Genomic DNA, 17715 nt, shown 5'->3' with positions numbered 1-17715 from the left:
ATTCCCCGGGTGCTTTGGTCGGCGCCGATGTTGGTGCCGGGTACCCGAACGTGTGGAGTGGAGTGAAACATGTCGGTGAAGAAAGAGGTCGAGAGCAATCAGGGCAAGGCGCTTGAACTGTCCAAACTGAGCCAGTGCGAAAGGATGGTACTGCAGATGTTCAGGCAGCTCGACGAACAAGGCCGGAAGGACATCATCCGGTTCTTGGACGTATTGCTCGCCTCTAAATGACGAAAACCCGGCCTGGTGCCGGGTTTTTTGTCCTCCGAAAAGTGGCCGTGACTTTTGTCGGATGTGAAAAGGCCCCACCAAATGGCGGGGCCTTGTTTTAGGCTTTAGGGTCTTCCCAATGATCCAGCAACCAGACAAATGCCCGGTACGCGTAGATTAGCTTCGTGCATGTGCAAATGCCCCGCCAAATGCGGCGGGCAAACGAAACGAAATCCATAGCTATGGTTCCTCTGTTGGGGAACCCTGGCACCGCCCGCCATACCGGCCAGGGCGAACGGCTTGCTGAAGAGTGTCGACTGTTCAGTACGCCAGGGAGACTATCGGCCCTTCCTTGCCGGCACGTTTCTCAGGCGTGGCGAAGGGTCCCAAGGCCATGGTTGGCCTTTGATGCACTACATACCATTGATCAGATGACCAAAAAAAGTTTTTTTACCTAAATAAGAACTTTTCTTTTCATCTTCGAGCAGTTCACTTGACAGAAGACTTTCGGGGTTATCTTCGTTTCTTGTAGTTCCTTGTATAAGCCGCCCTAATCGGAGCAATTTCGCGTAATTTCGGGTTAGTTAACGAGTGGGACTCTTGCTCATTTTGATCAGTTCGGAGCAAATCCGTATCAAGATGCAGCAGATCCCCGCATATTGCGGTTCCGTGGCGCGGTATATACTATGCCCCTGTCGACTGTTTCAGTACGCCGTCGGTGAACCCTCAATTCATCGACCAAGAAAGCCGCCCTCTCAAGGCGGCTTTTTTGTGTCCGCGATTCACTTCCGTCAAATCGCTTGCTGGCTACTTTATCACGGTGCTATTCACCAGTCCGCGCAAGTTGTGACGCCACTGCCAGAGGGATCAGTGTTTCTCGACCACGGGCCGCTGTGCTCAGAGTCTATCCTCCTAATCGCCGTGGATGATGAACGGAATCAGTGCAAAAAATGATACGTCGGCCCCGAACTGCCCACCGGCAACGGGCGTCAGGCCGTCTTCTTTTCTTGCATCCGCTTCCATTCACGCTCCAAGGCACGCTTCGCACTGGCCTTGCTTTGGTAGAGGTGCGTGAGGCGCCGTGGCTTGGTCTGGTCGCCCTCAGTAAGCTTGTGCTGCTGGCCGGTTTTCGGGTCGCGGTACCAGGCGACAAGACCTGTGTAGTTCTCCTTGGTCGCGTTCTTGTCGGCCAGGTCCGAAACATCGCCCTCGGGCAACTGAGATTCGAGCTCCAGCGAGGTGGTGAAGCTGTCCGGGGTGAAGCTGTGTCGGATGTTGCCGCCCAGCCAGATGATTTCACCGATCTCAAACTTTACCCCCACCAGGCTGTAAGTCATGTCCGGCACCAGGTCAGGGCGCCCGCGGGCAAGGGTGTAGCTCAGCGTGGCGGTACCGCGCTGCAGGCGGTTGAGCTCGGCCCTGGCGGCCTTCAGCGCGCTGGCCTGGTCGGTGTAGCTGTGGCGCAGTTCCTTGATGTTCTCACCCTCGCCGGCAATGGCCTCTTTCTTCTCGGCGCTGTTCACCTCGTAGTAGTAGGCCTTCACGCCCGTGTAGGCGTCCCGGTTGGCTTGCAGGAATCGGTGTTGGTCGCCGTCCGCGCGGGTGAGGGTGATGTGGGGCAGTTCCAGACCGCTGGCAGTGACCGCTTTGCCTGTGGGCATGAACAGCAGCCGACCGGCCTTGATGGCTGCAATGGCGTCATGGTCCCGGCCGAGGCGGGTGAGTAGATTGGCGTCCGACTCGTTGGCCTGGTCCAGGTGCGCGATGTTGATCGCTGCCAGCGCGGCACTGATCAGCGGGCTGAGGCCGTAGGCCGCGGCGATTGCGCTGAGGATGGTGGCCAGCGGGGTCGAATCCCAGGAGCGTTCGCGTTTGACTTTGAGTCCGCCACTGAGGTCTGCGCTGCGGGCCCGGATGCTGAGCGTGTCCGGTGCGCCGCTGTGCTCCGTTTCGTCGACGTTATAGCGGCCCTTGTAGATGAGCCCCGTATCGTCCCACCCGAGCCACAAGTCGATAGCGGCGTCCCGCGGCGGGATGTTCAACATGCCGTCATGGTCGCTGAGGGTGATGTCCAGCTGGTCGGCCTCCATGCCGCGGTTATCCGTGAGCTCGATGCTGATGAGTCGCTGTTCGAGCATGGCGGTGATGTCGTTGCCGGCGACCACCACCCGACAGATCGGCTTGGGATAGGCCGTGATATCGCGGTAGCGCTGCGCGGCGTTGTCGAGCATGCCCTCCGCTTGGTTGATGACGTTCACAGGATGCGCCCCAGCACACCGCGCAACGCGCCTCCTGCCATGCCGGCGAGGCTGCCGAGCATATCGACTCGTCCGTCATCGATGCGCTTGAGGTTGATCGTGAACTCGTAGCGCCGCGGCGTCCCGTCGTCAAAGAAGATCTGTTGCGTTTCGTTGATCGAGGTAATGACCCAGATGCCATAGATCCGGCCGGTGCCGCCGATGAGTGGCCAGGCCTTGCCGGTGTCCGCCATTTTGCGCAGCAGGTCGAGGCTGACGGGTGACCCCGCGAGGCCAGGGAGCATGGTTCCTGGGAGGCTGATGGTGTCTTCACCTCGGCCCAGGAACTGGCTGGCCGGATTGGTACCGATGCGGCTGGTTGAGGCGTGCCGCCATTCTGTCGATCGCTGGAGCTCCTGGTAGGCGATCGTCGGCAGGCCGAATATGAAAACCCCGAGGGCCATCATCATGTTGAGTTACTCCTGGTCGCTGAGGGCGCTGCGGCCGCGGGCTTGTTTCTGGCGTTGAATCTTGTCGACTTGAACGGCGACCAGTTGCGCGAGCTGCTGCTCGTCCATGCCGGGAGCCGCATGCACCTGGATGATGATCGGGGCCGGCGCTTGACCTCCTGGTGCACTTGCAGGAGCCGCAGCAGACAGCGGCGGACGGTTGTCCATCGTCATGGGCCGCTCGGTACCGATCCCGATTGCTCCGGCGCCCGCGGCCGCGAGCTGCTTGGTCATGCCGGTCACGGCGTCAAGGGGGCCTTTCTGGCCCTGCAGAAGTCCCTCTTCAAGGCCAGCCATCGTGAACCCGCCCAGACTGGCGAACACGCGCGACGGAGAGTGAATGCCGAGTTTTTCCTTGAACCAGCCGATGGTGCTGTCGCCAGCGCCGGTGATGGCAGCCTTTACCGCAGCAAGGCCGTTTGTGATGCCGGCAACCATGCCCTGCATGAGCATGGAGCCGAACTCGGTGAACTTGCCGGGCAGTTCAACACCGAAGTAACTCATCACGCCGGCAAAGACCTGGTAGAACAGGCCTAGCGGGTTGAAATTGACGATCAATGCGGCGATTCCCATCAGACCGCCGTTGAAGCCCGCCTTGATTTGGGCCCACAGCCCAAGGAGGTAGGTCTGCACAGCAGCCATGCCGGTGGATAGGCCTGCGACCATGCCCTGCATGAGCATGCCGCCGAACTCGCTGAACTTGCCCGGCAGCTGCACGCCGAAGTAGCTCATCACCCCCGCAAAGATTCGGTAGAACAGGCCGAGAGGGCTGAAATTGAGGATCAGCGCCGCGATTCCCAGCAGGCCCCCGTTGAAGCCCGCCTTGATCTCGGCCCACAAGCCCAGGAAGTAAGACTTGATCGGGTCCCAGTACTTGTAAATCAGGTACGCGGCGGCGGCGATGGCCATCACGGCTAGGCCGATGGGGTTCATCATCAGCGCGCGGCCGAGCCACAGCACCGCTTTACCCGCCCACATGAAGGCACCGCCCAGGCCTTTCAGTGCAGAGACTGCGCCGAGGCTCTTGATGCCAAACAGGGTCAGGCCGTAACGCGCCATTGCGAACGGCCCCATGAAACTGGCCAGCATGACCGTGAGGCCGCCGCCGACTGCCAGCAGCAGCGCCAGGCCGCCTACGGTCTTGACGATGGCCGCTGTCAGCGCGGGGTGTTCCCCCACCCAGGTCTTGACGCTGACAGCCAGCTCGCCGATGCCGTTGATCAGGTCCTTGAGCTCGGGCGCAATGGTCGCGCCGATTTCGCTCATGGCGTTGGTCCAACTGCCCTCGGCGGCTTCGATGGTGTTGGTCAGGGTGCCGAGCTGCTCGTTGACGCGGGTGCGCAGGTCGGCTTGGTCCTTCAGCTTGGCCGCGACTTCGTCATAGCCAGCGATGCCCTTGGTCATCATTGTGTTGAGGACTTGGAGCGTTTCGGCGTCGTCGCCGTAAATGTCCTTGATGACGCTGAGCCGATCCTCAGTGGTCAGTCCCTTGAACTTGTCCAACTGCTTGAACAGGTTCTCGATGCCGGCGAATTCGCCCTTGCCGTCCGTGAAGTTCAGCTTCAGCTTGATGCCTTTCTCGGCCTTCAGGTCGTCCAGCACCTTCTGAATCTTGGCGGTGTTCATCGAGCTCTGGAACACCTTGCGGAAGGCGTTACCGGCAGACTCACCGGCCATGCCGGTCTGGTCCATCATCACCAGCAGCGGTGCGAAGGTGTTCGCGGCTTCAAGGCCCGATTTGCGGATGATGTCCATCACTGGGCTGATCTTGCTGAAGCCCTGGAGCATGTTGGTGGGGTCGACGCCCGTATAGAAACCACGCTGGATGGTGTCCATCAACGCCATCATGTCCTTCTCGGACGTCCTGGTAGCGTCCTGCATCTTCGCCGCGAACTCTGCGGCCGACTCCACGGGCATTTTCAGCTGCACGCCCAGGTAAGCGGCAGCCTCACCGGTACCGCCCAGGATGCTCTGTGCGCTGATGCCCTGGCGGCGCAGCATCGTCATCATGTTCTGGAAGTCCGCCGTGGTACCGGGCAGGCGGTCGCCCAGGCCGGTAGCCAGATCGGCAATCTTCTTGAAATCCTCCGGCACAGTGCCGGTGCTGTTCATCATGGACACTTTCAGCTGGGTCGCCGCGTCTTCGGCGGGGGCGAAGGCGTCCACGATGCCTTTCAACGGGCGGGAGAGGGCGTAGCCGGTACCGAGGCCGGCGGCGCCGCCGGCAGCCATGCCGCCCGCTACCTGCTGGGCTCGGTCGAACTGGGCCCGCGCAGCAGCCAGGCGCTTTTGCTGCGCCACCAGGGCCTGCATGCGACGGGTCTGCGCGCTGATCGCCTCGTTCGTCTCCTGGATGCGTGCCTTCAGGTCGCGAGAATGCTGACTCAGCGTTTTGGTGCTGATGCCGGCCGCGCCAAGCCGTGCGCGCAGGCCCTGGAGCTGCGTCTGTTGCTCCTGGTGCTGCCGTTTGAGATCAGTGGCAGCCCGGATTGCCGATTGCATTTCGTCGGCCATCTTCCGCGTCGGTTCGCCGGCTGCTGCCATCTGCCGCCCGAGCTCTTTAACGCGCGCTCGGGCGTCATCGAGCTCGGTTTGCGTTTTGGCACTGGCGTTGCGAAGGATCGACCAACTGCGGATGTCGGCTTGCTGAGCTTGCAGGGTCTTGAGCTGGTCGCGCGACTCTTTCAGCGCTCGGCCCAGGCCGATGCTGCCCTGAGTGATGGCGCGAATCGGGCGTGTGGCGCGGTCGATGGCCTGGAGAATCACCTCCATCTTCAGGTCATTGGCCATTGTTCCTCTCCCAGCGGCTTCTGGCCCGCTCGCGCCATTCCATCAGTTCGGAAAGGCCCAGCGGGTCCATGTCCGCCGGTCCCCAGTGAAAGACCATGGCCAGGTCAGCCATGGCGTCATCTACGCAATGAGGGCAGCTTCCTTCGCCGACTTCGTCAGCAAAAAACTGCCCACCGCAACGCCGCACTGCAGCAGATCGGCTGGGTCCATGCGGCCGATTTCATGGTCTGTGAGGCTCGGGGTACTGATACGCGGCAGTACCTTGCGCAGTGCCAGCACGTCCATCTGGGCGAGATCAGACAGGGTCACGCCGCGCAGTTCGCCGCTCATCGGCTTGCGCAGGATGATTTCCTTAATCTCCTGCTCACCGCGGAGAATCGGAGTATCGAGGGTGATGACTTCCTGGTTAGGGTTTTTGGTCGGTTCTGGTGCAGCGGTGTCAGTGACGTTGTCTTTCATGAAGTGCTCCTGAAACTAAGGAAAAGGCCGGCGATGGCCGGCAAGAAAGGTCAAAGGCCAATGGCCTGGCGATGAGCAGCGAGCGTGTCCTCGCCGTCGACGATGAACACGAAGTTCAGGAAATCGATCTCGATGATGACCTCACCATCGACCGTCAGCTTGTAATAGGTGAGAGCGGTGTTGATCTTGTGCTCGGTATCCTCGCCCGGCGTAGCTTCACCGAAGTCGATCTCTTCGTGACGCCCGCGCACCGCAATCTCCACGGCGCTGACGCTGCCGTCATCGTCACGCTGAACAGAGCCAGCGAAGCGCATGGCCACACCATCGGCGCGCACTGCACCGAACTGGCGGAGGGCGATCAGGTCCCAGCCACCGAGGGTCCACTCCATGGACAGGCCATCGTCGCTGAAGCCAAGGTCGACCTTGGCCGGGCCATCCATACCGCCCCCCCGGTAGGCTTCGAGCTTGCGGCCGAGCTTGGGCAAGGTGACGGTCTTGGCGACACCCAAGTAGCTCTGGGCGTCGTTGAACAGGTTCATGTGTTTGAGCTTCTTGGGCAGGGCCATTCTGGGGCTCTCCTATGGCGCGGCCGGGGCCGCGCGGATGAATGAGGTCAGACCTTGACGCTGTCGGCGAAAGTCATGAGGTAACGGTCGGTGATGCGCTGGCGGAACAGCAGGTTTTCCAGCGGCGGCACGGGCGTGTAGTCGTAGTCCAGGAACAACTTGCCCGCCTTCAAGGTGTCTTTGTCGTTCGCGGCCGGGTCGTACCAGCACTGGCCGTCGATGATGTAGCCGGCGGTCTTCAGCTCGCGAAACTTGGCGTTGACGCCCTCGATGATGTCCCGCACCAGGCTGCCGTGCATTGGCTTGTCCACGGCCCAGAAATGAGCGTCGGCCATCGTGTCAGCCAGGACTTGAGCGGTACGTGTGTAGTTCTCGAAAGCGAACAGCGGGTCAGCGCTGGTGGTGCGGTTGCCCCAGAAGCGGAACCCGTCGCGACGAATCAGGGTGGTGACTTCGGAGGCGTTGAGTAGGCCGGCGTCGGTATTCGGGTTCTGCAGGTCAAAGAAGATGTCGCGAGACAGTCCGGTCACGCCATTGACCGGAACGTTGGACAGAGTTTTGTGCCAGCCGATTTGCTCGTCGATCTTCGAGCGCAGGCCCAGGGCGCGGGCAGTGGCGGCCGCAGGCATGCTGCTGCTGGTCGCGGTATCCCAGTTCACGAAGTCAGGCCAGATGAGCATCAGCTCGCGGGAGCCGAAGCCTTCGCGGTAGGCAATGGCCTCGGAGACGTTCTCGCAGTCCCAGGCGCTGGCATAGGCGAAGGCGCGCATCTTCTCGGCGACGGCAGCCAGTTCGGTAGTCACCGCGAGATTGTCCAGGCCAGGCACGCCCAGGATGCGCGGGCGCACGCCCAGCTGAGCCTCGGCAGCCAGCAGGGCCTTGAGGCCGGTGTACTGGCCGCCGGCGGTGACGCCGCCGATGATCTTGGTGGTCTGGTCGGCTTCCTTGGCTGCGGCATCTTCGCCCTCGCCATCGGCCACACGCACCACGACGGTGACGGGGCTGGCTTGGTCGGCGATGGCATCCAGGCTGCGGGCCAGGGTGCCCAGCTCACCGGCCTTGCCGGAAGCGGTGAGCACGTCGGTGAGCAGCACGGGCTTATTGAGTGGGAAGGTGGCGGCATCGGCATCGCTGCCGGTGCAGACCATGCCCACCACGGAGGTGGCCATAGTGCGAATGGGGCGGGAGCCCTCGTTGATTTCGAGGACCCTTACGCCATGGTGAAAGTCGTTGGCCATTGGGCAGCTCCTGGTGGGCGTGGTGCCGGTTCAGTGAGCCTTGAGGGTGACGCGCGCGCGCAAGCGAGGCGAGCGGTTGGCGGTGTAGCGGCGGGGGCTACAGCACGCACAAGAAAAAGCCCCGGCTAGCGGGGCTTGGGTTATTGAATCTGCTCCGCCACCCAGGCCGGAGCTGTAGGTCGTAGCGCGCTGTCGGGGAAGGTTCCGGCAGCAGGCCAATCGCGCAGGGCTTGCAGATAGAGCAGGAGCTCCATGAATTGTTCACTGCTCAGCGTGGTAGGCCGCCCCAGGTCCTGCTCATCGCGATGCCGATCACGCAGCCATTGCCGTGCCTCCAGCTCGCTGTCACGCCACTGCCGCTCGGCGGCCATACGCTCCTCCAGGGTGACGACCTTTTCCGAGAATTCGTCGCCCTGACACAGCCAGCCAGGCTGGACCGCTTCCCCGCATGGCAGCCAGGTCAAATCGGGATGGAATCGCCCCACCGGGTCAATATCCGTCGTCTCAACAACGACTCCATCGACAATCAATGCCCACATACGTTGTCCTCAATAGGTGATGATCACGCACCCGTCTGCGCCGGGCTGGGATTGGGTACTTGTCCGCCCGCCACCGCCCATGCCGGGTTGAGATGGGGCGGTGGAGTTGTTAGTGGCGAAAATACTTTCGCCTCCACCTCCAGAACCACCCAAGGCATAAGTGCCAGGGGCGTTGCGCAAAGCAGGATTGCCACTGCCCAACGAGGCATTGAAGTCGCCGCCCGCTCCATAGCCACCACCCGCCCCGCTACCAGAGCTACCTCCTGACCCGCCTGTGGCGGAACAGAAAGAACCAAATGACGAGGCACCACCCGCGTTGCCTGTGGCGCCCACAGCCGACACTGCTGCACCACCTGCGCCCACAGTCACCGTGATGACAGAGCCTGGCGTAACCGTACACAAGCGCTTACTGATGCCGCCACCGCCACCACCGCCAGAACCGGTATCTTGGGAGCCGAACCCACCGCTCCCGCCGGCGCCTCGTACCTCTACGTCAACCTTGTATACCCCTGCCGGAACAGTCCACTGGTAAACGCCAGCGTTCCGATACAGAACCCGTGCTCGGAAGGGCAAAGCCTGATCGATCTGCGTCTTGGTGTAGACATCGGTCAAGCCGTACCCGGCAGCCGTGGTTGGGTTGGTCGCAGCGACGACGCGACCGTACTTATCGACCGTCACGCTACGATAGGTGCCCTCGGCCACGCCCGTGCGTCCAAAGGCCATTTCGAACGCGAGAGCGGTAACGCCCAGGGTGATCGGCCCGTCTGTGACCAACTGCCAGGCGCTATCGCCGTTGACCGCACCGCGCTCGACCAGAACCAGCAAGCCCGGTGTCACTTCGGCGCTAATATCGGTGTCAGCACAGCGCGTCCAGGGGCCACCTGCCACCACCTGATACAGGCCATTATCCTTGGCGGCAGCCTGATCCTTGACCAGCACCCGAGCCCCCGCCGTCAGCGCCACGCCGTCGACGGTTTGCAGGCCGCTCAAGGCAATGGCCGCCGTGGTGGCCACCAGCACCGAATGCTTGAAGTCCTGCTTGGCGAGCTCATTGGTTACCCATTCTCGGGTGGCCAGTACGACACTCGGGTCGATCTTCAGCTCCACATTGCTGGAGCTGCTGACTACCAGATTCATCCGCACGACCTGGGTACGGCCCGAGCCCTGGTTGAGCAAGGGCTTGTAGGTTGGCGGACAATTGGCCACCGCGACCATATCGCCATCGGCGTCGTAGAGCGCAATCTCGCGAATCCAGCGGCCCCCGACTTCGGCCGGGATGACTTGTTCGGCAACGATAATCGAAATGTCTTTTTCGTCGACCTTCAGCTGATTGAGTGGCGCTCGGCGCCATTCGTTGATCAGACTGACCTGGCTGGCGTTGGGCGTGGGGTCGAGGCCGTTGGCGTCGCCCACGCCGAGCTGGGTGATTTTCCACGGAATGCCCAGGGCGTCCGCGTTGGCCTGTTTTGCTGCCCCCACGTTGGTGAGGATGGCGTAGAACTGCGAGTTCTGGTCAACCATGTGCGATATCCAGTGTGTCTATGGTGTGTTCGCGACCGCCCCGACCGATCGAGCCGGTGACATCGATGTCGCGCAGGGCAGGTGGGTAAATGTCGAGCTCGTCGCCGTCGTAGAGACCGCCGCCAATGTGGAAGGCCCCCGTGGTTTCAAGGCTGATGGCCAGGCCTGTCAGGTGTCGGCTTACCGGCCGTGCGTCATCGATGAGCCAAGTCAGCTCCTGGTACGTCTCTTCGCTGATGCCCGCGTCGGACACGCCAACCTTGATCGCAAAGGTGCCTGGGACGCCCTTCGGTTCGGTCTGGAACCACTCGATGACCTCGATCAGGTAGCCCAGGGGCTCCACCACACGCCGAAGTGCGCCTATCGTCCCTTTCCGCGAGTGGATGTAGAACGACGACCGGATCGCGCCGCGTTTGGCGAGCTCTGGCCATCGACTGTCCCAACGGTCTACCGAAAAGGCCCAGGCCAAAAACGGCAGCAGCGCGACCGGGCAGCGATCCGGGTTCATCAAGTCTCGAATGGGGACGGGCACCCGCTCGATCTGCGCAAGGACTTCGGCGGCCTGGCGCTCCAGTTCCGTGGCGTTGCCGGGCAGCAGCCTCATGGCTCGGTACCCTGGACGAGCGTGATGGCTGTGCAGTAGGGGGCTTGGCTGAGCGTGGCGTTGATGTCCGCCCAGTCCAGTAGCTCAACCTTGCGCACGCCCTCGACGTGCAATGCGGCGTGGATAGCGGACTCGGAGACCTGCATACCCAACCGGCGGCGCTGGCCGACGAAGGCCCTTAGGTTCTGCTCAGCAGCAGCAAGGATCGGTTCCGCCTCAGGCCCCAGCGTCTTGAGGTACAGCGTGGCGCTAACCTGGTAGGGCAGGATCTGGGCGCCCTGAACGGTCAGGCGGTCGGCCACAGGCCGGCGATCCTCATCGTTGAGATAAGCGCGGACGGCGTCCAACAGATCTGCCGAGGCTGTGCCGTCGCCCAGGACAGACTGGATGGTGACCACCACCTCAGCAGGGGATGGGCTTTCTGCGGTGGCATCAGCCACCTGGCCGTTGGCTGCGCGGGCATGGAACACGTAGGAGTTGCGTGGTCCGGCAGTGCTGAGCCCTTCGAAGGCCATCTGGGCCCGCTCGCGCAGGGCATCGTCGCTTTCCAGCACCTCGGGCACGGGTGGAACCGCCTGGGGTTGCGCCGGCTGGATGACCAAGCGCTTGACGTTGAAGTTGCCTGCGAGCTGGTCCAGGTCGTTGCCCCCGGTCGAGCTGAGCATCACCGCAAGCGAAGCCTCGTTCACCCGCTGGCGCCAGACCATTTCGCGGTAGGCGTTCTCCTGGAGCAGCTTCGTGATTGGCTCGGACTCCAGCTCAAGCGTGGCGGCAACCTCGGCCTGCTTTTCGACAGGGAAAAGGCCGATGAAATAGGCCTTGCGATCGGCGAGGATCAACTCGTAATCGATCAGCTCGACGACGGACGGCGCCGGCAGACGGCTCAGGTCGATGGGGGTAAAGGTAGTGTTCATGCGGCCCCCAGGTGCAGCGGCACGCGCAGGTTGAGCGCTTCGTTGGTGTCGGTAACGGTGCCCTCGATGTCCAGCAAGGCTCCGCCGGGAACGTCCGTCGGCGCGAGCTCCACCCGACTGAGCTGGATTCTCGGCTCCCATCGCATGATGGCCATGGTGATGGCGGAACAGGCTTGCAGCCTTGTGGCGCTATTGAGCGGCCAGTCCTGGAGGTCGGCCATCGGGCAGCCGTACTCACGGCGCATGATGCGGCTACCAAGCGGCGTGGTAACGATGTCCGCAATGGACTGGGCCAGATGCTGACGTGACGCAATCGTGCGTCCGGTCTTTGCGTTCATCCCGATCATGACGTCGGCTCCGGTACGCTGGTTTTGCCAGGGCCGGACATGACGCCGCCGTGCGGGTGCTTAACCAAGCTGATGCGGTTGGCGCCCGCAACCACGTCCTCGCTGACGGTGACCTTGCCGGTGACCTGCTGGTTGCCCGTTTGGGTGTAGTCGCCTTCGTGGTTGATCGGACCCTTGATATAGATGCCGCCAGTGCTCACCAAGTTGGTGACGCCGCCCTCGGGGAGGGTGGCACTCAGCACGTGGTCTACGAAGTCATACTCAATGACCGCGCCGTCTGGGTAGGTGCGGCGGTGCAGGCCGGATCGGTCGCCGTTGGCGGGGTTAGCATCGCTGTACAGGCCGACCAGTGCCACGGCCTGGCCAAGCTGGCCCGATGGGCTGAACAGGACCACCTGCTCGCCGGCAGTGGGCGGGTCCCAGTCCTTGGAGGTACCGGCGCGCAGAGCCAACCAGGGAATCCAAGCGGTGCTGATGCTGCCGGTTTTCACCCGAACACGGGGCGGCTGCATCTGCACCGCGGCAACAGTGCCAAGGCGGATGAGGTTTTCGATCAGGCGGGCAAGTTCGGCGGTCTGGTTCATACCGCTGATGCTGCGGCTCGCGCGCGCGGGGCGCATCTTGGGCGCACTGTAGCGGGGCACGCTACAGCACGGAATCAGCCTGCCAGATGCTGCAACAACCGATCCCGAATCACTTCGAGGTCGGCATCGGTGAAGCCGAGTAGCTCCCGGCGCTCGTATTGAACATCGGCTTGGCCTGGGGCAGGGCGATCCCGCAGGCCGTATTGGTGAACACGGGCGATCCTGGCAACACGACCGGCGAAGGCAATCGCGATGGCGTCGGGTGTGCTACGCAACCGCAGGTACTTGGCCTGACGCAGCTTGGCGAACATCTGGCGCTTGACACGACCAGCCTTGTCGCGCAGCCGGCGGGGTTTGCGAGTGGCGTATGGGGTGCCGTCTGGGTTGCGTTGGGTGGCGACTCGCTGTTGCTGGCTCCGGCGGAGCTCGCGGCCGATGGTGTTCCCGAGCTTGCGCCGCTCCCCTGGCGAGAGCTTGGTTAGCAGCAGGCCGGCCCATTCCTCCAGGGCGTTGAGATTGTCGCTCAAAGCTCGAAGTCCGGCTCGTCGGGATGGGTGACGTCGAGTGTCCCATCATCCTGTTGCTTGACGATCACGCGCTCGGTCAGTGGCAGGCTGAGCGACATGTCGACCTTGCCCCCGTCGAGAATGTCAGCCTCGAAAGCAATGGCGTCTTTGCCACGCTCCAGGTTCGTGAGCAGCTCCGGTTGATTCCGGCGCAACCACTCCAGCACGGGAATAAACACGCTATCAGGATGGCCGGCATAGTCGGTCAGGATCACTTGCAGGGTATAGGAATACTCGAACGACAGCCCAGTCGCCGCGGTGCAGCGGGTGGTGCCTGAATCGATGAAGATAAGCATCCGATCCGGGTTCTTCTTGAGCCCCGCAACGCTATTGAGCAGGTGCTCGCGCAAGCTGTTGGGTTTGTTCACGGCGCCTCCTGGAGAGGACGGGTGCGGTACCGAATAACGCTGTCGACCTTGGCCGCGCACTCTGCCCAGGCGCCGAGCAGATAGTCGCTGTCGTCGCTCAGCCCATCATTGTTTGTTGGTGCTGCTGGGCTCAGCGTGCAGGGCGTGACGACCGGACAGCCACTGACGGTAATCGTCGGCTCCGGTGAAGGCAGGTCTCTGGTGCAGCCGGCGAGCAGCGTCAGGGAGAGGCTGAGCGCCCCAATCGCGGAATTGCGGGTCATTGCGTCGGGTCTCCTGTTTCTGCTGATGATCCTTGACTGTGGCTAGGCGTAGGTCAGCGATGGTGGTCTGCAGGCTCTCTTGCGCAAGCTGCTGCGAGGCCAGCTCGGCGCCCATGCGGATGATGGTGGCGGACTGGCGCTCGCTGCGCTCCTGGGCGGTGGCCAGTTTCTCCTGGGCCAGGGCCGTGCGGCCTTTCTCGACTTGAACGAGTTCGTAGCCACCCCAGGCCAGAAGGGCGGCGGTGATGAGCAGCGCTAGGACCGCCGCCCGGCTCATGCTGCCTCCTGCCCGCAGCCGCAATTGGCATGCCGCTCATATGCTCTTTCGAGCTTCACGTCGTAGAGGTTCCTGGCGTAGGCCGGGCCGTTGTAGCCCTTGGCGAAGGCCGCCCACTTCTTGCCCTTGAGTGCCTTGTGGAGGGTCGAATCCGCTTCAATGAATCGGATGAACGCCTCGAACTGCTGGTTTTCGTCCTGGCTCATGAGCTGGACGAACTCATCGACACTGGCATAGCCCAGCCGCGGAGCGTGGTAGCCCATGATCTGGAACGCGCCCCAGCTGGCCGACTCATTGGCGCACAGCGGATCGATCATGCGGGCCTGGGCCAAGCGTTGGTGTTCTCCAGCACCGCCGATGTACCCGCCCGGCGCGGTGTTGACCAGGTTAGGGAATTGCAGGGCCAGCGCATCGGCGCGGCGTTGCCGTGCGGCTTTGTCATCGCTTTCGGAGCGGGGCAGGGCCAGCCGCTCGTGCATGACGTGCCGCTCGAAGAGGATCTTGGGGCGGCCGTTGGCGAGAAAACCTTCTCCTAGGCTCTCCACCTCATTCACGGCATAGACGATGGCCAGCTCGACACCCAAGCGCTCTGCCGCTGCAACTAGGCTCGCATTCTTGAGCAGATGACCGCAGCCGGTGCCGCTGAGAGAGGCGAGCGTCTTCGGGCCGGCTATACCATCAGCGACCAGGCCGGCTTTGCGCTGGTAGGCACGCACAGCGTTTTCTGTCGAGACGCCGTAGTCACCGTCGGCGACCAGCTTGGCGCCATTGGCGTTGAGCTTGCGTTGCAAATCGCGGACGGCGCTGGAGCGGTCGCCATGGCGGAGCGTAGTCACAGGGTTTCCTCCTTGCGCATGAATGTCTTCTGAGCGGCCGCTCGCACGAACTCGACGCCCAGGAGGCCAATCAGCCCCCCAAAGAAAGGGGCTGCACTGAGCGGAATGCCGATAAGCGATAGTCCATGGCTTGCTGATAGGGCTAGGGCACCGCAAAGCGGCGCCTCGATGAACAGTTGACGAAGCTTTCCGCCACCGTAGATCACCCGCAGCGCAGCGATAATGGCAGCGAGCACACCGGAATAGAGCCCCGGCCAGTTATGCTCCAGCCATGTGGCAACGAAGGCCCACGTTTCTGGACGATCAGGCATGTTTGTCCTTCCTTGGTTTGGGGTAGTTACAACGGGTCAATCCCATAGGTTCACCACTTGGCGCTGTTCGGGTTGTGGGGCAGCGTCCGGCAGGGTGACGGACGTGCCGTGAGGGATGATCGGGCCGAGGTCGGAAAGTCCTGGATTGGCTTCGAGCACGGCCTCGGTGACGCCAGCAGTGCGGCCGTAGTACTGCCAGCAGAGACTGTCCACGGTGTCGCCCTGGGCGGCGATCACGGTGGCCACTACAACAACTCCACCGTGGCGTGACTGATTCCCAGGATGGTGCGCAGTGCCTTTCGAGCATCTCGCCGAAGCTGATCCGGGCTGGCTTCTTCCTCGGTGACCTTCTGGCTACCGCTATTGGTCGCGTCGTAGCTGTTGTAACGCTCGATCAGTTCGGCCAGGGCGCCGCAGTAGATGACGCGCCGGTAGAGGTGCAGCCATTGGCTTTCGCCTTTGATCTGTTCGGCTGGCACATCCGCCAAGGTTGCATAGCCCTCGGCCTGGCGAGCGGCGCGGTAGGCAGCGAGCTCGCGGTTGGCCTCAATCATGGCGTTTACGGTGGCTACTTCGAGCCGGTCGTCGGTGACGCTGGAGTCGATACGCATAGAGGCGCGCAGTTGCTGGCCGTCGATACCTGGCCAGAAGCCCGCGTTGCTGATGGGGTAGGCGGCGCTGGTGTCGCCGCCTGCGATAAATCCGCTCATGCCTATCACTCGAATGGGTCGGCGGTGGTCGGGGCGTTACAGCGAGGCCAAGGAGAAAACCTGCTGATCAGCCCCGAGCCGCCGGGGTTGCGGGGGACCGCTCGGTTAGCTGGCTGGGCCAGCGTGTTTCTTAAGGAGGCGCTCTGCGCGCTCCAAGTCTTTTTTGCCGCCGCAGCTGTTGTGCCGCTGGATAGCCTCTTTCAGCAGATCAATGCCTGCCTGAAGCTGGCCGGGCTGACCGGGGGTGTTCTCGTCCAAGCCCGTCAGGGTGGCGCGCCCCAGGGCGAGGGTGAGCTTGGCTCGGGCCTCGTCCGGCATGTCCTGTTCTGCAGTGAGCACCGCAGTCCGGGTGAGGATGTCAATCGGGAACTCGCTGCCGGCCTTCTGAGCCGTCAATGCGGCTTCTGCTACTTCCTCGGCCACCAGGCAGCCGGTGGTGCGGTTGAAGCGGTTGGGCGTCTGCAGGTTGTGACGGATGGCGTACTCGGCAATGTCGAGGCCGCCGGAATAATCGCCCGCATCGAAGCGCCATACCATGATGGTGACCAGTACGTCGTCTTGGGCACCCTGGCCTGCAGCGAGGATGCCGTCGACGTAGGGCAGGTACTCCGGGAGCAGCGTGGCTTTGACTTTCCCCTTGTCCCGCTGCGACTGGACCTGTTTGAGGCGCTGCTGATCCTGCTGGAGCTTCGCGAGCATGAGCTCGTAGCTGGTAAGTCCATCCATGAGCGCGGCAGGCGCGGTGCGTGCTGCCTCCTGGGCTGCACGCTTGCGCAGCTGAGTGCGTTGGGCAAGGGTCAGGCTCATGGCTTAGACCTTCTCGATATTTTCGACCAGGGCTACGGCGCCGAAGTCTTCGATGACATAGGCCTCGTTGGAGGACTGGTAGTCGGCGATCTGATCGAAATCCGGTTCGTCGCGGATGTGGCGTCGACGCTTGCCGTTCTGGTAGTAGATCGACAGGTTGCTCAGCGGAGTGATAAGCACGCCGCCATCGATGAAGAATGGTGCGTCGAGTTCGATCGGCAGGCCGCCCAGGCGGCCTTTGTTGACGATTTCGTCGGCGGCGTTTTCTTCCTGGTTGGAGGCTGCACCTTTTTCGACGGCCTTGAGCTGTTTCTCGTGCAGCAGGGCCGGGTCAACGATGACAACCAGGTCTTTGCGCTTGCGGTGCCAAGGTTCCAGCAACTGGATGGCATCGAAGACCAGACCGTCCAGCGTTTTGTAATCGCCGGTAGCGCCGATGGTGACCTTGCCGGAACCTGCTACGCCCTCTTCGATCACACGGTCTGGCGCGCTGGTGCGAATCTTTTGCAGCCAGCCGATATTGACGTCTTGGAGCATCGGGTTGGCCGCCAAGTCAGTAGTTTCGGCCGCGCTGGTGCCGTTGAAGCCGATCATGATTCGATCCAGACCTTGCTGCTCGGCGATAGAGCCGGACAGAAGAGTTTGGAATTCCGGGAACTTGGCCCAGGCGTCTGCTTTGGCGTAGGGGATAGCTGTGTCGAAGTCGGTTTTCTTGCAGGAGTAAGTGTCCTTACTCAGCGAACTGACATCGCGCGGTTTGCGCTTCACTCCGGTGGCAGGGTTGGTCTTGGTGCGCCCGGCGGTTGGGCCATTGACCCCAAGCATGATGGCTTCGCCTTCAGGCTCATCGACCCCGATGATGTTGATTTTCTTAAGGAAGGCGCTGGATTCTTGGATCGCTTTTTCCAGCTTCTGCGCCGGGGTTGCGGCGACGGTATAGGTCACCGTAGCCGAGTCAACTTCGTTGATTTTCGCCTGTTGGCCCAGGTAGGCGTTGAAGGCGATGCGGGTGTGCTTCTGCATGGTGTTTCTCCGAACTGGTTTTGTAGTGGCGGCTGG

24 protein-coding genes are annotated in these 17715 nt (G+C 62.3%); 2 read left to right on the top strand and 22 right to left on the bottom strand.

All coding sequences use genetic code 11. The annotated features are described in order from the left end of the window. Window positions 1-69: 69 nt before the first annotated feature. The gene (locus AB1N67_RS16130; protein ID WP_367863212.1) at window positions 70-231 is read left to right on the top strand and encodes a hypothetical protein; all 162 of its coding nucleotides are present in this window, start codon (window positions 70-72) and stop codon (window positions 229-231) included. Window positions 232-1199: 968 nt separating this feature from the next. On the opposite strand, the gene AB1N67_RS16125 is transcribed toward AB1N67_RS16130, so the two are convergent. The 16 genes from AB1N67_RS16125 to lysC all read right to left on the bottom strand — a co-directional run bounded on the left by AB1N67_RS16125 (window position 1200) and on the right by lysC (window position 13715). Then, complete coding sequence (locus tag AB1N67_RS16125; RefSeq protein ID WP_367863211.1) at window positions 1200-2468, bottom strand: phage late control D family protein; 1269 nt, start codon at window positions 2466-2468, stop codon at window positions 1200-1202. Then, window positions 2465-2917, bottom strand: a complete 453-nt coding sequence (locus AB1N67_RS16120; RefSeq protein WP_367863210.1) for a phage tail protein — start codon at window positions 2915-2917, stop codon at window positions 2465-2467. The genes AB1N67_RS16125 and AB1N67_RS16120 overlap by 4 nt, the downstream gene beginning before the upstream one ends. Window positions 2918-2923: 6 nt before the next feature. Continuing rightward, window positions 2924-5746 carry a phage tail tape measure protein gene (locus AB1N67_RS16115; RefSeq protein ID WP_367863209.1) on the bottom strand — a complete coding sequence of 941 codons (2823 nt, stop codon included), beginning with the start codon at window positions 5744-5746 and terminating at the stop codon, window positions 2924-2926. Beyond that, window positions 5736-5858 (bottom strand): GpE family phage tail protein, encoded by a 123-nt coding sequence (locus AB1N67_RS16110; RefSeq protein WP_367863208.1) that lies wholly within the window; start codon window positions 5856-5858, stop codon window positions 5736-5738. Before AB1N67_RS16110 ends, AB1N67_RS16115 begins: the two co-directional genes overlap by 11 nt. Before the next feature lie 8 nt (window positions 5859-5866). Further along, window positions 5867-6205, bottom strand: coding sequence for a phage tail assembly protein (locus AB1N67_RS16105; protein ID WP_367863207.1), 339 nt, complete (start codon window positions 6203-6205; stop codon window positions 5867-5869). Window positions 6206-6255: 50 nt separating this feature from the next. Continuing rightward, complete coding sequence (locus AB1N67_RS16100; RefSeq protein WP_367863206.1) at window positions 6256-6771, bottom strand: phage major tail tube protein; 516 nt, start codon at window positions 6769-6771, stop codon at window positions 6256-6258. Window positions 6772-6818: 47 nt separating this feature from the next. Continuing rightward, a complete protein-coding gene (locus AB1N67_RS16095) occupies window positions 6819-8009 on the bottom strand; it encodes a phage tail sheath protein (RefSeq protein ID WP_367863205.1) in 1191 nt (396 codons plus the stop codon). Between the two features lie 140 nt (window positions 8010-8149). Beyond that, window positions 8150-8548: a phage tail assembly chaperone gene (locus AB1N67_RS16090; RefSeq protein ID WP_367863204.1), complete on the bottom strand. Its 399-nt coding sequence runs from the start codon at window positions 8546-8548 to the stop codon at window positions 8150-8152. A gap of 9 nt (window positions 8549-8557) precedes the next feature. Next, complete coding sequence (locus AB1N67_RS16085) at window positions 8558-10069, bottom strand: phage tail protein (RefSeq protein ID WP_367863203.1); 1512 nt, start codon at window positions 10067-10069, stop codon at window positions 8558-8560. Next, window positions 10062-10673, bottom strand: coding sequence for a phage tail protein I (locus tag AB1N67_RS16080; protein WP_367863202.1), 612 nt, complete (start codon window positions 10671-10673; stop codon window positions 10062-10064). Before AB1N67_RS16080 ends, AB1N67_RS16085 begins: the two co-directional genes overlap by 8 nt. Next, window positions 10670-11587 carry a baseplate assembly protein gene (locus AB1N67_RS16075; RefSeq protein ID WP_367863201.1) on the bottom strand — a complete coding sequence of 306 codons (918 nt, stop codon included), beginning with the start codon at window positions 11585-11587 and terminating at the stop codon, window positions 10670-10672. The genes AB1N67_RS16080 and AB1N67_RS16075 overlap by 4 nt, the downstream gene beginning before the upstream one ends. Then, complete coding sequence (locus AB1N67_RS16070; protein ID WP_367863200.1) at window positions 11584-11934, bottom strand: GPW/gp25 family protein; 351 nt, start codon at window positions 11932-11934, stop codon at window positions 11584-11586. Before AB1N67_RS16070 ends, AB1N67_RS16075 begins: the two co-directional genes overlap by 4 nt. Then, window positions 11931-12518: a phage baseplate assembly protein V gene (locus tag AB1N67_RS16065; protein ID WP_367863867.1), complete on the bottom strand. Its 588-nt coding sequence runs from the start codon at window positions 12516-12518 to the stop codon at window positions 11931-11933. Before AB1N67_RS16065 ends, AB1N67_RS16070 begins: the two co-directional genes overlap by 4 nt. Before the next feature lie 74 nt (window positions 12519-12592). Continuing rightward, on the bottom strand, window positions 12593-13045 hold the full coding sequence (locus AB1N67_RS16060) for a phage virion morphogenesis protein (RefSeq protein ID WP_367863199.1): 453 nt from the start codon (window positions 13043-13045) through the stop codon (window positions 12593-12595). Further along, window positions 13042-13452, bottom strand: a complete 411-nt coding sequence (locus AB1N67_RS16055) for a phage tail protein (protein ID WP_367863198.1) — start codon at window positions 13450-13452, stop codon at window positions 13042-13044. The genes AB1N67_RS16060 and AB1N67_RS16055 overlap by 4 nt, the downstream gene beginning before the upstream one ends. After that, window positions 13449-13715 (bottom strand): Rz1-like lysis system protein LysC, encoded by a 267-nt coding sequence (lysC, locus tag AB1N67_RS16050; RefSeq protein WP_367863197.1) that lies wholly within the window; start codon window positions 13713-13715, stop codon window positions 13449-13451. Before lysC ends, AB1N67_RS16055 begins: the two co-directional genes overlap by 4 nt. Window positions 13716-13794: 79 nt before the next feature. On the opposite strand from lysC, the gene AB1N67_RS16045 reads away from it, so the two are divergent. Next, window positions 13795-13974 (top strand): hypothetical protein, encoded by a 180-nt coding sequence (locus tag AB1N67_RS16045; protein WP_367863196.1) that lies wholly within the window; start codon window positions 13795-13797, stop codon window positions 13972-13974. Between the two features lie 14 nt (window positions 13975-13988). On the opposite strand, the gene AB1N67_RS16040 is transcribed toward AB1N67_RS16045, so the two are convergent. The 6 genes from AB1N67_RS16040 to AB1N67_RS16015 form a co-directional block, all read right to left on the bottom strand. After that, window positions 13989-14828 carry an N-acetylmuramidase domain-containing protein gene (locus AB1N67_RS16040; RefSeq protein ID WP_367863195.1) on the bottom strand — a complete coding sequence of 280 codons (840 nt, stop codon included), beginning with the start codon at window positions 14826-14828 and terminating at the stop codon, window positions 13989-13991. Next, window positions 14825-15139 (bottom strand): phage holin, lambda family, encoded by a 315-nt coding sequence (locus AB1N67_RS16035; protein WP_367863194.1) that lies wholly within the window; start codon window positions 15137-15139, stop codon window positions 14825-14827. Before AB1N67_RS16035 ends, AB1N67_RS16040 begins: the two co-directional genes overlap by 4 nt. Before the next feature lie 36 nt (window positions 15140-15175). Beyond that, entirely contained in the window at window positions 15176-15385 is a 210-nt protein-coding gene (locus AB1N67_RS16030) for a tail protein X (RefSeq protein WP_367863193.1), read from the bottom strand. Beyond that, entirely contained in the window at window positions 15385-15849 is a 465-nt protein-coding gene (locus AB1N67_RS16025; RefSeq protein ID WP_367863192.1) for a head completion/stabilization protein, read from the bottom strand. Before AB1N67_RS16025 ends, AB1N67_RS16030 begins: the two co-directional genes overlap by 1 nt. A 105-nt stretch (window positions 15850-15954) precedes the next feature. Then, the gene (locus tag AB1N67_RS16020; protein ID WP_367863191.1) at window positions 15955-16656 is read right to left on the bottom strand and encodes a terminase endonuclease subunit; all 702 of its coding nucleotides are present in this window, start codon (window positions 16654-16656) and stop codon (window positions 15955-15957) included. 3 nt (window positions 16657-16659) lie between these two features. Then, window positions 16660-17679 (bottom strand): phage major capsid protein, P2 family, encoded by a 1020-nt coding sequence (locus AB1N67_RS16015; RefSeq protein WP_367863190.1) that lies wholly within the window; start codon window positions 17677-17679, stop codon window positions 16660-16662. Between the last annotated feature and the right edge of the window lie 36 nt (window positions 17680-17715).

The sequence above is a fragment of the Pseudomonas guariconensis genome (assembly GCF_040822035.1).
Classification (GTDB): domain Bacteria; phylum Pseudomonadota; class Gammaproteobacteria; order Pseudomonadales; family Pseudomonadaceae; genus Aquipseudomonas; species Aquipseudomonas guariconensis.
The sequence above is the reverse complement of the archived record's forward strand: the minus strand, read 5'-3'. Positions and strand labels throughout refer to the sequence as shown.

Excerpts from the sequence above, each read along its gene's own strand:
- AB1N67_RS16130 (WP_367863212.1), top strand. The coding sequence starts at position 70 with ATGTCGGTGAAGAAAGAGGTCGAGAGCAATCAGGGCAAGGCGCTTGAA.
- AB1N67_RS16120 (WP_367863210.1), bottom strand. The coding sequence starts at position 2,917 with ATGATGATGGCCCTCGGGGTTTTCATATTCGGCCTGCCGACGATCGCC.
- AB1N67_RS16115 (WP_367863209.1), bottom strand. The coding sequence starts at position 5,746 with ATGGCCAATGACCTGAAGATGGAGGTGATTCTCCAGGCCATCGACCGC.
- AB1N67_RS16110 (WP_367863208.1), bottom strand. The coding sequence starts at position 5,858 with ATGGCTGACCTGGCCATGGTCTTTCACTGGGGACCGGCGGACATGGAC.
- AB1N67_RS16105 (WP_367863207.1), bottom strand. The coding sequence starts at position 6,205 with ATGAAAGACAACGTCACTGACACCGCTGCACCAGAACCGACCAAAAAC.
- AB1N67_RS16100 (WP_367863206.1), bottom strand. The coding sequence starts at position 6,771 with ATGGCCCTGCCCAAGAAGCTCAAACACATGAACCTGTTCAACGACGCC.
- AB1N67_RS16095 (WP_367863205.1), bottom strand. The coding sequence starts at position 8,009 with ATGGCCAACGACTTTCACCATGGCGTAAGGGTCCTCGAAATCAACGAG.
- AB1N67_RS16090 (WP_367863204.1), bottom strand. The coding sequence starts at position 8,548 with ATGTGGGCATTGATTGTCGATGGAGTCGTTGTTGAGACGACGGATATT.
- AB1N67_RS16085 (WP_367863203.1), bottom strand. The coding sequence starts at position 10,069 with ATGGTTGACCAGAACTCGCAGTTCTACGCCATCCTCACCAACGTGGGG.
- AB1N67_RS16080 (WP_367863202.1), bottom strand. The coding sequence starts at position 10,673 with ATGAGGCTGCTGCCCGGCAACGCCACGGAACTGGAGCGCCAGGCCGCC.
- AB1N67_RS16075 (WP_367863201.1), bottom strand. The coding sequence starts at position 11,587 with ATGAACACTACCTTTACCCCCATCGACCTGAGCCGTCTGCCGGCGCCG.
- AB1N67_RS16070 (WP_367863200.1), bottom strand. The coding sequence starts at position 11,934 with ATGATCGGGATGAACGCAAAGACCGGACGCACGATTGCGTCACGTCAG.
- AB1N67_RS16065 (WP_367863867.1), bottom strand. The coding sequence starts at position 12,518 with ATGAACCAGACCGCCGAACTTGCCCGCCTGATCGAAAACCTCATCCGC.
- lysC (WP_367863197.1), bottom strand. The coding sequence starts at position 13,715 with ATGACCCGCAATTCCGCGATTGGGGCGCTCAGCCTCTCCCTGACGCTG.
- AB1N67_RS16035 (WP_367863194.1), bottom strand. The coding sequence starts at position 15,139 with ATGCCTGATCGTCCAGAAACGTGGGCCTTCGTTGCCACATGGCTGGAG.
- AB1N67_RS16025 (WP_367863192.1), bottom strand. The coding sequence starts at position 15,849 with ATGAGCGGATTTATCGCAGGCGGCGACACCAGCGCCGCCTACCCCATC.
- AB1N67_RS16020 (WP_367863191.1), bottom strand. The coding sequence starts at position 16,656 with ATGAGCCTGACCCTTGCCCAACGCACTCAGCTGCGCAAGCGTGCAGCC.
- AB1N67_RS16015 (WP_367863190.1), bottom strand. The coding sequence starts at position 17,679 with ATGCAGAAGCACACCCGCATCGCCTTCAACGCCTACCTGGGCCAACAG.